At 51.2% G+C, this 13,890-nt stretch carries 11 protein-coding genes; 8 read left to right on the plus strand and 3 right to left on the minus strand.

Annotated elements, in window-relative coordinates:
• The first annotated feature begins 8 nt into the window (after window positions 1–8).
• The 3 genes from O1721_RS09630 to O1721_RS09640 are packed head-to-tail and all read left to right on the plus strand — an operon-like array spanning window position 9 to window position 5,091.
• A complete protein-coding gene (locus O1721_RS09630; protein WP_289449091.1) occupies window positions 9–401 on the plus strand; it encodes an NlpC/P60 family protein in 393 nt (130 codons plus the stop codon).
• Window positions 388–2,865 (plus strand): host specificity factor TipJ family phage tail protein, encoded by a 2,478-nt coding sequence (locus O1721_RS09635; RefSeq protein ID WP_479953798.1) that lies wholly within the window; start codon window positions 388–390, stop codon window positions 2,863–2,865. Before O1721_RS09630 ends, O1721_RS09635 begins: the two co-directional genes overlap by 14 nt.
• 57 nt (window positions 2,866–2,922) lie before the next feature.
• A complete protein-coding gene (locus O1721_RS09640) occupies window positions 2,923–5,091 on the plus strand; it encodes a tail fiber/spike domain-containing protein (protein ID WP_047357461.1) in 2,169 nt (722 codons plus the stop codon).
• A 43-nt stretch (window positions 5,092–5,134) separates the two neighbouring features.
• Here O1721_RS09640 and O1721_RS09645 read toward each other — a convergent pair whose 3' ends face one another.
• From O1721_RS09645 to O1721_RS09655, 3 genes are read right to left on the minus strand one after another with little or no spacing between them, the layout of a single operon-like run.
• Window positions 5,135–6,637, minus strand: coding sequence for a glucosyltransferase domain-containing protein (locus tag O1721_RS09645; RefSeq protein WP_479953800.1), 1,503 nt, complete (start codon window positions 6,635–6,637; stop codon window positions 5,135–5,137).
• Between the two features lie 9 nt (window positions 6,638–6,646).
• Window positions 6,647–7,579 (minus strand): glycosyltransferase family 2 protein, encoded by a 933-nt coding sequence (locus tag O1721_RS09650; RefSeq protein ID WP_111533377.1) that lies wholly within the window; start codon window positions 7,577–7,579, stop codon window positions 6,647–6,649.
• Window positions 7,576–7,938, minus strand: a complete 363-nt coding sequence (locus O1721_RS09655) for a GtrA family protein (RefSeq protein ID WP_032647577.1) — start codon at window positions 7,936–7,938, stop codon at window positions 7,576–7,578. The genes O1721_RS09650 and O1721_RS09655 overlap by 4 nt, the downstream gene beginning before the upstream one ends.
• A gap of 112 nt (window positions 7,939–8,050) precedes the next feature.
• Here O1721_RS09655 and O1721_RS09660 point away from each other — a divergent pair, with 112 nt between their 5' ends.
• The 5 genes from O1721_RS09660 to O1721_RS09680 all read left to right on the plus strand — a co-directional run bounded on the left by O1721_RS09660 (window position 8,051) and on the right by O1721_RS09680 (window position 13,824).
• On the plus strand, window positions 8,051–8,290 hold the full coding sequence (locus O1721_RS09660; protein ID WP_032647579.1) for a hypothetical protein: 240 nt from the start codon (window positions 8,051–8,053) through the stop codon (window positions 8,288–8,290).
• The gene (locus tag O1721_RS09665; RefSeq protein ID WP_032647581.1) at window positions 8,290–8,613 is read left to right on the plus strand and encodes a hypothetical protein; all 324 of its coding nucleotides are present in this window, start codon (window positions 8,290–8,292) and stop codon (window positions 8,611–8,613) included. The genes O1721_RS09660 and O1721_RS09665 overlap by 1 nt, the downstream gene beginning before the upstream one ends.
• A 450-nt stretch (window positions 8,614–9,063) precedes the next feature.
• Window positions 9,064–9,339, plus strand: a complete 276-nt coding sequence (gene yahO / locus O1721_RS09670; protein WP_015571217.1) for a DUF1471 family periplasmic protein YahO — start codon at window positions 9,064–9,066, stop codon at window positions 9,337–9,339.
• A gap of 200 nt (window positions 9,340–9,539) precedes the next feature.
• Window positions 9,540–11,723 carry a TonB-dependent receptor gene (locus O1721_RS09675; protein ID WP_032647583.1) on the plus strand — a complete coding sequence of 728 codons (2,184 nt, stop codon included), beginning with the start codon at window positions 9,540–9,542 and terminating at the stop codon, window positions 11,721–11,723.
• Between the two features lie 127 nt (window positions 11,724–11,850).
• Window positions 11,851–13,824, plus strand: a complete 1,974-nt coding sequence (locus O1721_RS09680) for a PhoX family protein (protein WP_032647585.1) — start codon at window positions 11,851–11,853, stop codon at window positions 13,822–13,824.
• Window positions 13,825–13,890: the final 66 nt, after the last annotated feature.

The following is a 13,890-nucleotide window of genomic DNA, read 5'->3' on the forward strand; positions in this document are numbered from 1 at the left end:
GCACGCGCATGAATAAAGATGATTTTATCCGGTGGGTCATCGGCGTGCCGTGGGCGAACCGGGCCTGCTCTTTCGAGAAAGTCGATTGCTGGGGATTGTGCGTGCTGTATTACCGCCATGTCCTCGGCATTGAGCTGCACCAGACGCCGGACTACGAAGCCGGTGAGGACTTCTTCACCTGCTATCAGGGAGACGTCGTTTTCTGGCGCAAGGTCGATAAGCCAGTCGAGGGGGGAATATTTGTCGGGTACCGCGGCGCGCAACCAGCGCACGTTGGCCTGGTACTGAACCGGCAGGCGCTGCACTCGCGTGGAGAGAACGGAAGCGTGCGCATGGACTCGTTGCTGGTCATTCAGCGGGCATTCACCAAAGTGGAGTTTTTCGAATATGGCGCTGGTTGAGATATCGAATTTTCCAGGAACGCCTAAGCTGCGTTGCAGGGTGCCAAACGGCACCCTTTTTTATGACTGGCTGGCGGCCAATGACGCTAACTTTCACCGTGACCTGCTGATTGTCCGCAATGGCGTAAAGCTGGGTGACGATGATGAGCTGGCGTTTGAGCTGAGCGAGCTGGACCACATCCAGATATTCGACCAGCCAAAGGGCATTGTCGGCGACATCCTGAGCCCGATCTTTAAAGTGGTTGGTCAGGTATTTTCTTTCCTGGCGCCGAAGCCCGCTATAGCAAACAACGGCGGTAATACCGTCGACTCGCCCAACAATAGCCTGACCGGTCAGACAAATATCGCGCGAGTTTACAAGGCCAAGCCGGACATCTACGGTCAGATCCGTTCGTACCCGGATCTGATTCAGGAGTCGGTATTCGAATATGTACACCAGACTTCCACAGACGGCGGCCTGAAGTACGTCACTGAATGGATGTGCATCGGGATCGGCAAATACGATTACGAGTCTGTGCGCTACTCAGAATCGAGCCTGGGCTCTCTGGCTGGTGCCGAATTCCAGTTCTTCCAGCCAGGAGAAGTTATCCCGCAGATCGTCGAGGGATACGGGTTCGATGACGTTGACGGCCAGGAGGTTCCCGGGCAGAACGAAGCCAGCGACTTCCCGATCGAAACAGCAACGGCAAACACGGTGGTCAGCGGAACGTATTCCGGCGGCCAGATAGCGATGAAAATCGTTAAGCAGGCCGAGTTCGATTACTTCATGGGGCTGGTTCTGCCGCACGCGGTTACCTTCACCATCAACGTGACGTACAGCACCGCCTCCGGCAACGTCACTACCGATGCGACATTCTCCGGTACGCTGATCTCCGCCGTTGAAACAAACGATGGCGCGGTTGTTAACCCGGTGCGCTGGTACACGTTTACGATGAACCAGCTGGAGGGGCCGCAGGACATCCCGGCGAATGCCACGATTAACACCACGAAATTCATCCTTAACGATAACGAGGCGCTGGTGGTTGGCCCGTTCTTCTCGCCAGTCGAGTCAACTCAACTGTGGCTGCATACCCAGTCCAGCCTCGGCGGGAAGAAAGAGACCAACTGGAAGGTTGTCATCTGGAAAATTGACGACGACTACAACCAGGTGCCTGGAACTCAGCAGACGTTTACGTACCGGCAGACGACACCGCACCAGTCGACCAGCGAAGTATTCTACCGTACCGACAAAATCACGCCGACCGGAGGATTCGGGAAGTACGCGGTCAGCTTCCAGCGCACAGATAACTCCAGCGATGCCAGCCTTCTGAAGGTTGAGGAAATCCACAGCATTAACATCCGGACCAATGTCGTTCACCAGACAGACACCCTGGTACGAGTGAAGGTGAGGGCGACTGAGAACGCCCTTGGTAGCCGCGAGCGCAAATATAACGCTCTGGTGACCCGCCATACCATCACCTACGACATAAACACGCAGGCGGTAGATTACACGCTGCGTCCGTCGCGCTCGTTCGCTGATGCGGTGGCGCATACCTGGCTCATTATGGGTGAGCAGCCGGTAAGCAGCATTGACCTGTACGGGCTGTACTCAATCGCCGAAAGCCTGCCTGATGAACGGCTGGGTTACTTCGATTACACGTTTGATGATGAGAATGACTCGCTGGGCGACCGTGTACAAGCGATCTGCAACGCGGCTTCAGTGGTGGCGTACTGGGATGACGGCGTGCTGACGTTCACCCGGGATCAGAAAGTTGATTACCCGGCGGCCGTATTCAACCGGGCCAACATGAAGACGGACGAGTACAAAATGACGTACGAGGCTACTCTTCCTGGCGGCTACGACGGCGTGCAGGTGTCCTATGTTCACCCAACCACGAACAACAAGACGTACATCAACTACCGGGTCCTGAATGGCTCTATCGTCGAACAGGAAGCGGAAAACCCGAACAAACTGGAGATCGTTGGTTTCCGTAACGAGTACCAGGCGCGGGAACGCGCTTTGCGCGAAACGAAGCGACTTATCTACTCCCGCGTGAAGATGAACGCAAAGGTGTTCGAAGACGGCATTATCCAGGTTGGAAGCGTCATTCAGATGCCTGACATCTACGACAGTAACCAGCAACAGGGATACATCACCGGTCGTGCCGGGAATAACTTCGATACCAGCGAGCCGATCACGTTTACTGGTTCGATGTATGTGCTGGTGACCGACAGTCTGGGTAATCCCACGTTGCGCTATCCGGCGACAGCCCGCAGCGACACGAAATACGGATTCACCGCGGCAATACCCAACATTCAGCTCAACATATGGAACGGAGAAACTGTGCAGCTCCCGTCACGCTATCTCATTGCGACAGTGGAGGAACTGGACAGTCAGCTATGGACAGTCAACAGCATCAAGCCGAACACCGATAACACGGTATCTCTTACAGTCGCGGAATACAGCGACGCCATCTATCAATAAGAACCGTCCCGACCAACCAGACCCGGCCACCGCGCCGGGCTTTTTTATGGAATAAATATGGCCACGCAACCAACCAATCTGCCAGTACCAAGCGAATCTCCGTTCGATTTCAAATTTAACGCAGGGAAAATTGACGAGTTCGTCACTTCGATGGGATGGACCTACACTGATCGCTTTGATCAGAAGCACTACACCATCGAGGGCATCAATTACCTCGCGCAGCAGGCCATGAGCGCCTTCGGTTACGTTATCCTTACCGGGAAGACCTTCACCACCGGCGCGACAATCAACAACCCGAATGAGGTGCTGCTGAACACCGCCGACGGTGAGTATTACAAATGGACTGGTTCCTTTGCCTCCGGCCCGAAAGTGGTTCCAGCTAACTCAACCCCAGCCAGCACTGGTGGTATTGCGCCTGGGGCGTGGATTGGGGTAGGGGATTCTTCTCTGCGTGCTGCGCTGGCGGCTACAGGCGGGGCTGGGTTGGTTGGATTGTCGGTAGGATCTGTCTATCCTGCTGGTACAGTCGGTTCTGCCATTCAATACCGCACTCCTCAGATGTATGGTATTGAACCAAGCACCACAAACATCATTGGCTCCGGTCTGGATGCTATGTTTGCCGCGGGCGGGGATATTCGTTTCGAGAAGCCGGGTACATATATCACTGATAGAACATGGGTGCTTAGAAGCGGAACCCGCTTGTGGATTGGTCCTGGAGTAACGATAAAACTTGCTAACGGCTCAAATGTACCTGTTTTCAAGAACTATTCATACGCAAATAGCTCAGCCGTAGATGCGTATATCGAGATCTGGGGTTCAGGAACAATCGATTATAATGGGGCCAATCAGACTGTTGTCGGCCTTGGATCGATGGCGTCAATCCTTAAAGGAATAACCAGCCTAAAAATTGGTGGTGGTATAAAGGTTATTGGCGCTAACAAATATGCATGGCTGGTCTGTAATGTCACATACTTAACTGCTGTTGGATTGAATTTCGACACCAATAGTGATGGACTGCACTGCCAGCCACCAATCCGCCATGCCTACATTCGGAACCTTAAGGGTAAAACTGGCGATGATATGCTGGCTTTTACTATTGGTGACTATGCAAATTACAATATAAGTGAGCCTGGTGATTTTTCTGATGTAGACGCTGAAGGGTTATTTTGTAATTACGCTCATTGCGCAGTAAAGATTACAGGAGATGGAACTGGTAACTTTGTTCGCTTCCGCATCTCAGGAATTTATGGAGATACTGAACAGTGTGTTGTTCGAGTTTGGGGCGATGCAAACTTAACAAAGACGGTTGTTAAAAACCTGACCATCGAAAACATCTTTGCTAAGCCAGGTAGCACTGGGTCAGAATTCGCAGCAATTGAGATTAATGACAGGGGGTTTGGTACCTCTGGGTATAGCATTGAAGTTGATACGTTATTGATCAGAAACTTACGCTCACAAAACGATGCACAGCAATCCGTCTATTTCGCTGGCACCTTCGGCTCGGTAATACACGATTTAGTTATAGACGGCTTACCGCGCTCTGCGTTCGCCATATTTGGCGTAAATAACGCGTCAACATTAGCCGTAGATAACCTGACAATCAAGAATGGTAATATAATTTTCCAGGATAATGCCAACTCTGCCGTTGTTGTGAATCGTGGCACAATAACAAATATGAACATTGAAAATGTTGCATGTAATTTTGTAAGTACAAACAATGGTCAAATAGCTCGGTTAATAGCAGGTTGCACCGTAACACGCGCAAACTGGGTTAATGTGTATCAGCTACGCGGCCAGCGTGGGTGGAACCATATCACATCTGCTATGACTGGCGGCACTGAGCTAAACTTGACAAATTACACTTGTGACGGCGAAGGCCGTATCGCACAGGTTACTGGTTCAACTCTATCGGTGAGAATGTCTAACTGTCGCCGTATTAACGATACTGGCGCTCAGACCGCATTCTTTGCAAGTGGTGGAGCAATTACGTTGTCTGGTAGTCTGGAAACCGGGTTTAACACTATCGGCACAAACTCTGGCGGTGTTATCAAAACAACGCCAGGCGTTCACAATATCCCATGTAACGTTGATCTTCTCACATCCGTAGATGGTGCGAGCGTACATAACCTGAATACCTCTCTTTCCTGTGGGGCTGGAAGGGTGTTGGTGCAAACCAAGGTATGGAAAAACCTTTTCTCGGGGGCTACATATACCAGCAGCATTTAAATATACCCCCCCTGCAGATTATGTTGGGGGGGGCTTTCAAAAACTATTTACACTCTTTCTTCGTGAAATCAAACACAATAGTTGAGCTTTTTTTATCAATTAAAATGTTATAGTTATTAGAGTTTCTGACATTTTCAAATGTACATAAACTCGATTTAAGCGACATGTGATAATCAAAGCTTTGAAATTTTTTATCCAAATCGAAATGCATCGTTTGGGTATGGCCCCACACCCATTGATTATTTATTGTTGGCTGTATAAGTTTTGAAATTATTGGATATTTTTTTGCTGCCATCCTAACTTCTGGTGACAACGATACTCCACCTTTGAAAGCAATAAATTCATAACTGCTCAAGCCAAGGCTGTTTAAGTCAGACATCATTAATTGAATTATCGCATTCTCATACTTTTCTTGATTGTTAAGTGAGTTCGCGTAAGCATAGGCAACCCCTAAAGAGTATAGGGCGTAGACTGTAAATAAAATACCGCATAATGATTTATAAAGCTTTGTGCGAGAGAACGCCCAGGTGGAAAGAACCGCAAAGAAGAAGCACGCAGTTCCAAATGCCATTAGAACCCTTGGAGATAGTACTGGGTCCCTCAGGAGCATCATGGGTCCTGTTATCATGCACAAAACTGCAAATGGAGAAAATACAATGACTAAAAGCTTCATTATTTTCTCAGGCTTAGAGTAACTGCATTTAACAAGCGAGATTTTTATTAACGCAATTAAAGATAATGTTAACACCACTCCACAAAAGATTATGAATGGTGTGGTAACAACAAGACTTATCAAATTCCCAAATTCGGAAATATTACGTGATATAACCGTTAAGGCATCATTTATTCCTGAAGTTGCAAGTTCACTATGCCTTAAATTATAACTGCCAACTAAAAAATATGGTGAAATGAAAGTTGAATATATAATATAACTAATACCTAATCCGCCAATGGATGCTACTATTGATAACAATCCATTGCGAGTTTCGCCTAATCTGAATAGATTTAATACGTATAAAATAGCGAATATTATATATATGTTAATTGATGCCTGGTAGATGCACAGAATTAAAATTACAGAAGTGAAGCAATATATAAATTGTTTTTTTAATTTTACCGTTTTGAATGCAAAAGGAATTATTGCACACAACACGGATATCGACATTGGGAAAGCATCGTATTTATATGATATATTCTCCAACAAGAATGGACTTGAAATTGCAACCATTGAAATGATGGCAGCAACGTATCCATCAAATTCAGTGAGAAATGCTTTTGCAGAAAAGTAGACACTCAGCGATAAGATGCTCAAGGCAAGCAATTGCGGTAGTGGAGATATGTCTGGCAACTGAGGCCCGAAGCTCAAAGATAGGAATAAAAGATCAGCAAGAGGCCTGCCGTTCTCAGACCACTTTGAATATCCGTAAATAGAACGACCTAAATCATCAACGTAATAGTGACTTGATAAGATAATTGGTAAGAAGAATATCAATGATATAAGCAATATCATTGAAAAAAGCTTTTTGTCTAAATTGAAACGAAGCATTTTAACACCTTAAGACTTGTTTGTTGGTTCATCATTTTTGATGATGTATCGCGGTCTTCCCTTAACTTCAACATAAATCCTGCCGATATACTCCCCAAGCACACCTATACCTATCAACTGAATCCCGCCCAAGAAAAGTATTGAAACCAGCATTGATGGATAGCCACGAACCGGATTTCCGAACGCTAACGTGTCGACGATCATCCATGCGCCATAGATGAAGGCCAGGCCAGCAACGAACAAGCCAATATACGTCCACATGCGCAGCGGAAATGTTGAGAAGCTTGTGATACCTTCAAGTGCAAGATTCCATAGCTTCCAGCCATTAAATTTAGAATCACCAGCGACACGCTCTGCGCGAGCATACTCAACAACATCAGTGCGACCACCAACCCAACTCAAAACGCCTTTCATGAAAAGGTTGCGTTCAGGCATTAGCTTGATGTTTTCAACAATTTGGCGAGACATTAGGCGGAAGTCGCCGACGTTTTCCTCAATCTTCGGATTGCTGATTTTGTTGTGTAGCTTATAGAACCACTCAGCTGTCTTGCGTTTGAGGCGGCCATCAGTAGAGCGATCGGAGCGCTTAGCCAGAACCATATCGGCACCTGACTGCCATTTCTCTATCAGGTGCGGAATTACCTCTATTGGGTCCTGCAAGTCCACGTCTATCGGGATAATCGCATCACCGGTTGAATGGTCAAGTCCAGCAAAAAGCGCTGGCTCTTTACCGAAATTGCGGGTGAAGGAGATAGGAACGACAAGCGGATCGGACACAGCAAGCGCATTTATGATTGATTCTGTAGCGTCTTTACTACCGTCATTGATAAAGACTATCTCTATTTCATGCTGTTGTAGCTCTTCGAATTCCCGCACGGTCTTATAGAAGATCGGAATTGCTTCCTCTTCATTAAACACCGGAACGACAAGAGAAATTTTCATTTCGCATCCCTAAAGACAATGAACTTTGAGTATATAAATCCGGCAACAAGACTAAATGCCGAGAAAGCTATGAGAGTTACAACTGGTGGGGCACCAATCGAATCTGCAACGTATCCGGTTAGTGCGGCCATAATGCCCATGAAAAATACGAATGCAGCATAGCGCCCAGATGTAGCCTGAGAATTGAATGTCCACTTAGCATTTGCAAAAAAACTGAACGTCACAGCAATGCAGAACGCAATCACGTTCGCAACGGCCTGCGTAGCCCCCAAAAAATGCATGAGTGCACCGAAACACAACCAGTGAAGGGCTGTATTAATCACCCCCACCGAAACATAGCGAGTAAATAGCTTTAACATTATAGAAATCAGTTAATTCTGAAAGGTAGGGAGTGTAGCACCACTATGAAGCTTGATCGACTCTCATATTTAGCGATACTGTATATATATACAGTTATTTTGTGAGGTGATTATGCCACGCACAGCAGACATCCATGCCGCGTTTGTAGCGGCAATAGAGTTAAACCCGAAAGGCTACCGCTATCTTCGCACCGACTGCTTCATCGAGAAGTTGCGTCAGTTCAACTGGCACTACACACGCGAAGATGCGAACGCCTGGATAGAACGCTATCAAAAAGACTTTGCCGACAAGACTAACGACGGCAGCGATAACCGCTATTGGATCTTACGCAACATGGGGAGGGTGCAATAATGGGATTTGCGTCACCAGCGAACGATTATGTCGAGCGCCAGCTCTCGCCAGAGGTAATTTGCAACATAGGGGCTGAGAGCAGGGTGCTTGAAACTGATGTTGGTTTTGCCATCATTGAACCTGCGGCCAAAAGTGCGCCCGGCGATGTGCTTTTAATTTTATGTGCAGGCAGGACTCAGTTCGCCAAGCTCATGGGTCAAGCTCTCATCACGGACGACGGCGAAGCCATAGAAGGGGTAGTGCTGGAAGAGGTTGAGGTGCTGGGCCGGGTATCGTTCTTCATCAATCGCGCATTCAACGATGACGGGTGCCCGGTGATGTGATGTGGAAAAGGCATAGCTATGCCCGGCGGCATGGCTGTGCATTTTCTGTGTCATAGATGTGTCATGCATAGATGTATCAGAAGAAAACGAGAAAGCAGGTAACGACACGTAATGACACAAATGCGTAGCGAGCGCGGAAAAACCAATGATATTACAGTGCGTTAAATAGTACTCTACGTTCTTCTAAGCCGTAGGTCGTAGGTTCGAATCCTACAGGGCGTGCCATTAAATTTCACATATTGCCGCCTGCGCGACGTCCTGCTGATTTTCTCCATGAAATACCCCTCGCGAAAGTAGCGTTAACGCACATTTTTCACAGCACAATTGACTGTTATAACAGTATTTTTCTTACCCTATGGCAATTTTGCTATTCCTCTACCATGCTCATATCACCTCACTCTTACTCGTGGGGCTTTTCGTAGTTGCTGATTAATCTCAAGGAAAAAGGTTATGAAAAAAACGACTGCTATTTTGATGGGCGCTGCATTTCTGTTTACCACCAATACCTTTGCGGCTGAACTGCTGACGAAAAACGAGTTTGAGAAAGTGGAATCACAGTATGAAAAAATCGGTACGGTTAGCACTTCCAATGAAGTCTCGGTAGACGACGCGAAAAAAGAGCTGATCGAGAAAGCCGATAAAGAAGGTGCTGATGTTCTGGTGCTGACTTCCGGCAACACCAACAACAAAATTCACGGTACCGCCGATATTTTCAAGAAAAAATAATGCCTTAGCAACCACCCCTGTTTCGGGGTGGTTGCGCGCCATACCTCCCGCCAGCCTTGTTTCTTGTCTCTTCTCGCTCAGAGATGTCCGTTGACACTTGATTACGCATTCATAATGCGTATAGTTCTCATTTGCATTTCTTTTAATAACTTTTAAGGCCCGACAACGGGTCATTTTTGCGCGCACGTTAAGAGCTCATTATGAACAACACCACAATGCACAAAACGCTGCTGGCGATTGCCATCGGCGCGGTTACACACTCCGCTTTTGCGGCGGATGAGAAAAAAGAGGACACCATCGTGGTCCAGTCCACGGCGGGGAGTGATTTCAAACCCGGTGGTGACCAGCTGCTTCCAGCCTTCCTCGACGGCCAGGTGGCGAACGGCGGGCGCATGGGTATGCTCGGTCAGCAGAACGCCATGGACGTGCCGTTCAACATCATCAGCTACACCTCGAAGCTGGTGGAAGATCAGCAGGCAAAAACCATTGCTGACGTGGTTGCCAACGACGCGGGCGTACAATTTGTTCAGGGTTACGGCAACAGCGCGGAAACCTTCCGCATTCGCGGCCTGAAGTTTGACGGCGACGATATGACCTTTGGCGGATTGTCCGGGGTGCTGCCGCGTCAGGTGGTGGATGCCCAGATGGTCGACCGTATCGAGATCTTCAAAGGGGCCAACTCCCTGATGAACGGCGCCGCAAGCTCCGGCGTGGGCGGGATGATCAACCTTGAGCCCAAACACGCGGGCGACACCCCGCAGGCGAAAGTGGGCGTTGACTACACCTCGGATTCCCAGATTGGCACCACGCTGGATGCGGGTCGTCGCTTTGGTGATAACGACCAGTTTGGCGCGCGCGTGAACCTCGTGCATCGCGAAGGGGAAACCGGCGTGCCGAACGACCGCCGCCGCACCACGCTGCTCTCCACCGGCCTGGATTACAAAGGCGACCGCTTCCGCACCTCGCTGGACCTGGGCTACCAGAAAAAAACCTTCCACGGCAGCCCAACCAGCGTCAACATCTCGGCGGTGGACTTTGTGCCTGAGCCGCCGAAGAACGATCGCAACTTCTCGCAGAAGTGGGCCTACAGCGATATCGAAAACGAGTTCGGGATGTGGCGCAGCGAGTATGACATCACCGATAGCTGGACGGCATATACCGGTCTCGGCGCGCAGCACGCGCACGAAGAAGGGATCTACAGCGCGCCGAAGCTCCTCGATAAGAGCGGTAATGCGACGGTCAGCCGCCTTGATACCAACCGCATCAGCGATTCCGTCAGCGGCATGGCGGGCATTCGCGGTAACTTTGACACCGGTTTTGTCTCGCACAAGGTCAACGTCGGGTATTCAGCGATGACCAAAAACGAAAAAATCGCGTGGAAAATGTCGGCGGCGGCAGATAACCCGACCACCAACATCTATCACAACACCGGCGTTGATATGCCGGACAGCACTAACTTCAACGGCTTAGGCGGGAAATACAGCGATCCGCTGACCAGCGGGCGCACCCGTACCCAGGGCTGGCTGCTGAGCGATACGCTGGGCGTACTGGACGACAAGCTGCTGTTCACCGCAGGCGCACGTCATCAGAAAGTTGTCATCCGCGGGTACAACAAAATCACCGGCGCGGAAAACGACGCGGACGGTTTCGACGGCAGCCGCTGGATGCCAACCTACGGCGTAGTCTATAAACCGTGGGAGGAAATTTCCCTCTACGCCAACCACACCGAGGCGTTACAGCCCGGTGAAACTGCGCCGAACACTGCTACTAACTACGGCCAGAGCACCGGTATCGTGCACTCTAAGCAGAACGAAGTGGGCGTAAAGGCGGACTTTGGCCGCGTGGGCGGCTCCCTGGCGCTGTTTGAGATCAAAATGCCGTCGGCGATCCTTGACGACAGCGGTCACTACGGCCTGGATGCAGAACAGCGTAACCGCGGCGTGGAGCTGAACGTCTTCGGCGAGCCAATGCTTGGGATGCGTCTGAATGCCAGCGCCGCCTGGTTGCAGGCCGAGCTGACCAAAACCAAAAACGGCGTCAATCAGGGCAACGATGCGATCGGTATTCCGAGCTTCTACGCCGTGCTGGGCGCAGAGTACGATATCAAGCCGATTGAAGGCCTGACGGCGACCGCACGCGTTAACCACTCCGGCACGCAGTATGCCGATCTTGCGAACACCAAAAAGCTGGACAGCTACACCACGCTGGATCTGGGCATGCGCTATCGCTTCGCGGTGAACCACAATGAAAACCAGATGACCGTGCGGGCAGGCATCGACAACGTGACCAACGAGAACTACTGGTCAAGCGTGGACGATTCCGGTACTTACATCACTCAGGGCGAGCCGCGTACCTTTAAGGTCTCGGTTGGCTACGAGTTCTAAGCGTTCCACCTCGTTATCCGGGGCAGGGACGCCCCAATCCCTTCGTTGTCGTGTTATAAAATTGTAATAAAAGCTTCTTACACTGGTCGCCACATCCTTACCTCTTGGCCAATGACAGGAAGCCGCTATGGGCAGACCCCTCAAATCCGTATTTAAAAAAGAACATCGCGACGATATCAGTAACCGCAGCGCTAACCCGGTATTCTCCGAGGTTGCAGAGGTGTTCCTCTCCCGCCGCCGTTTTCTCCAGATGGGGGCCGTAGCGGGGGCCGCCGTATCATTCCCGTATCTGATCACACCCGAAAATGCCATTGCCGCGGTATCGAAGCCTTCCGCGCTGGCAAAAGCGGTTTCCCTGGGCTTTACCAGCATCGACGTCTCCACGGAAGACACGGTCAGGGTGCCAGAAGGCTATATTGCCCGCCCGTTCTATCGCTGGGGTGATCCGACGGGAATCAAAGACAACATGCCGGCATTTAAGCCGGACGCCAGTAATACCACAGACGAACAGGCTGTGCAGGCGGGCATGCACCACGACGGCATGGCGTGGTTTAGCCTGCCGCAGGGGGCGCAAAACCCGGAGCATGGCCTGCTGGCGCTGAACCATGAATACATCGATAACGGGATGCTGTTTACCGACGGCACGGCGAACTGGAGCCTCGACAAAGCCCGCAAGGGGCAGAATGCGATGGGCGTGTCGGTGGTGGAAGTGAAAAAAACGGGCAGCGGCTGGGAGGTGGTGCGTCCGTCTTCCTTCGCCCGGCGTATTACCGTCAATACGCCGATGCAGCTTACCGGCCCGGCGCGGCATCAGGACTTAATGAAAACCGCCGCCGACCCGCAGGGGGAACGCGTGCTGGGCACCATGCAGAACTGCGCCAACGGTCACACGCCGTGGGGCACCTATCTCACCTGCGAGGAGAACTGGTCGGACATTTTTGTGAAAAAAGCCGATCTCAATCCGCTGGAAAAACGCTACGGCATCAGCGACAGCGATGAGTCCTACCGCTGGAACGAGGTGGATGAGCGGTTCAGCGTCGATAAAACCCCTAACGAACCCAACCGTTTCGGCTGGGTGGTGGAGATCGATCCCTACAACCCGACCTCCACGCCGCGCAAGCACACCGCGCTGGGCCGCTTCAAGCATGAGGGGGCCGCCGTCACGCTCGCCGCCGATAATCGCGTGGTGGTCTACATGGGCGACGACCAGAAGTTTGAGTACATCTATAAGTTTGTCTCCGACAAAAAATACGATCCCGCGAACCGGGAAGCCAATATGCAGCTGCTGACGTCCGGCACGCTGTACGTCGCCAGGTTCAACCAGGACGGAAGCGGCGACTGGCTGCCGCTGATCTTCGGGCAAAATGGCCTGGATAAAAGCAACGGGTTTGAAAGCCAGGGCGATCTGCTGATCAAAACCCGCCTGGCGGCCGACGCGGTGGGGGCAACGAAAATGGATCGTCCCGAGTGGATTGCCGTCGATCCGCACGCCAGCGGCAGCGTCTACTGTACGCTCACCAACAACAGCGATCGCGGGAAGGAGGGCAAGGCGCCGGTCGATGCCGCTAACCCGCGCGCCAACAACGTGTTTGGTCACATCATGCACTGGCACGAAGAGGGTGCCGATCCTGCCGCCGCACGCTTTAAGTGGGATATTCTGGTTATGGCCGGGCGTACCGACGGCGACGATCCGAAGGCCAAAGGCTCCATGCAGGGCGCGGCATTCGGCAGCCCGGATGGGTTGTCGTTCGATCACCGGGGCGTCCTGTGGATCCAGACCGACGTCTCCTCCAGCACCATCAATAAGAAAGCGTACGAGGGGATGGGCAATAACCAGATGGTCGCCACCATTCCGGGCACCAACGAGTATCGCCGTTTTCTGACCGGGCCGCGCGGATGTGAAATCACCGGCATTGCGTTTACGCCGGACAACCGCACGCTGTTTATCAACATTCAGCATCCGGGGGAGGGCGGGGATGATATTACCGACCCGGCCAATCCGCGCGCTGTTTCCAACTGGCCAGACGCCAGCCCGAACGGGCGTCCGCGATCGTCAACGGTGGTGATTACCAAAGCGGACGGCGGGATCATCGGGTCGTGACGTTTATCCGCCGGGCGCATGCGCTGGCCCGGCGTTAAGCTTGCTACCACCAGCATGAAGTGTTAA

The organism is Enterobacter cloacae complex sp. HYC033_NIDB (genome assembly GCF_056673335.1).

What these genes read in the sequence shown, in the direction of transcription:
- O1721_RS09630 (WP_289449091.1), top strand. Translation starts at nt 9, where the DNA reads ATGAATAAAGATGATTTTATCCGGTGGGTCATCGGCGTGCCGTGGGCG.
- O1721_RS09635 (WP_479953798.1), top strand. Translation starts at nt 388, where the DNA reads ATGGCGCTGGTTGAGATATCGAATTTTCCAGGAACGCCTAAGCTGCGT.
- O1721_RS09640 (WP_047357461.1), top strand. Translation starts at nt 2,923, where the DNA reads ATGGCCACGCAACCAACCAATCTGCCAGTACCAAGCGAATCTCCGTTC.
- O1721_RS09645 (WP_479953800.1), bottom strand. Translation starts at nt 6,637, where the DNA reads ATGCTTCGTTTCAATTTAGACAAAAAGCTTTTTTCAATGATATTGCTT.
- O1721_RS09650 (WP_111533377.1), bottom strand. Translation starts at nt 7,579, where the DNA reads ATGAAAATTTCTCTTGTCGTTCCGGTGTTTAATGAAGAGGAAGCAATT.
- O1721_RS09655 (WP_032647577.1), bottom strand. Translation starts at nt 7,938, where the DNA reads ATGTTAAAGCTATTTACTCGCTATGTTTCGGTGGGGGTGATTAATACA.
- O1721_RS09660 (WP_032647579.1), top strand. Translation starts at nt 8,051, where the DNA reads ATGCCACGCACAGCAGACATCCATGCCGCGTTTGTAGCGGCAATAGAG.
- O1721_RS09665 (WP_032647581.1), top strand. Translation starts at nt 8,290, where the DNA reads ATGGGATTTGCGTCACCAGCGAACGATTATGTCGAGCGCCAGCTCTCG.
- yahO (WP_015571217.1), top strand. Translation starts at nt 9,064, where the DNA reads ATGAAAAAAACGACTGCTATTTTGATGGGCGCTGCATTTCTGTTTACC.
- O1721_RS09675 (WP_032647583.1), top strand. Translation starts at nt 9,540, where the DNA reads ATGAACAACACCACAATGCACAAAACGCTGCTGGCGATTGCCATCGGC.
- O1721_RS09680 (WP_032647585.1), top strand. Translation starts at nt 11,851, where the DNA reads ATGGGCAGACCCCTCAAATCCGTATTTAAAAAAGAACATCGCGACGAT.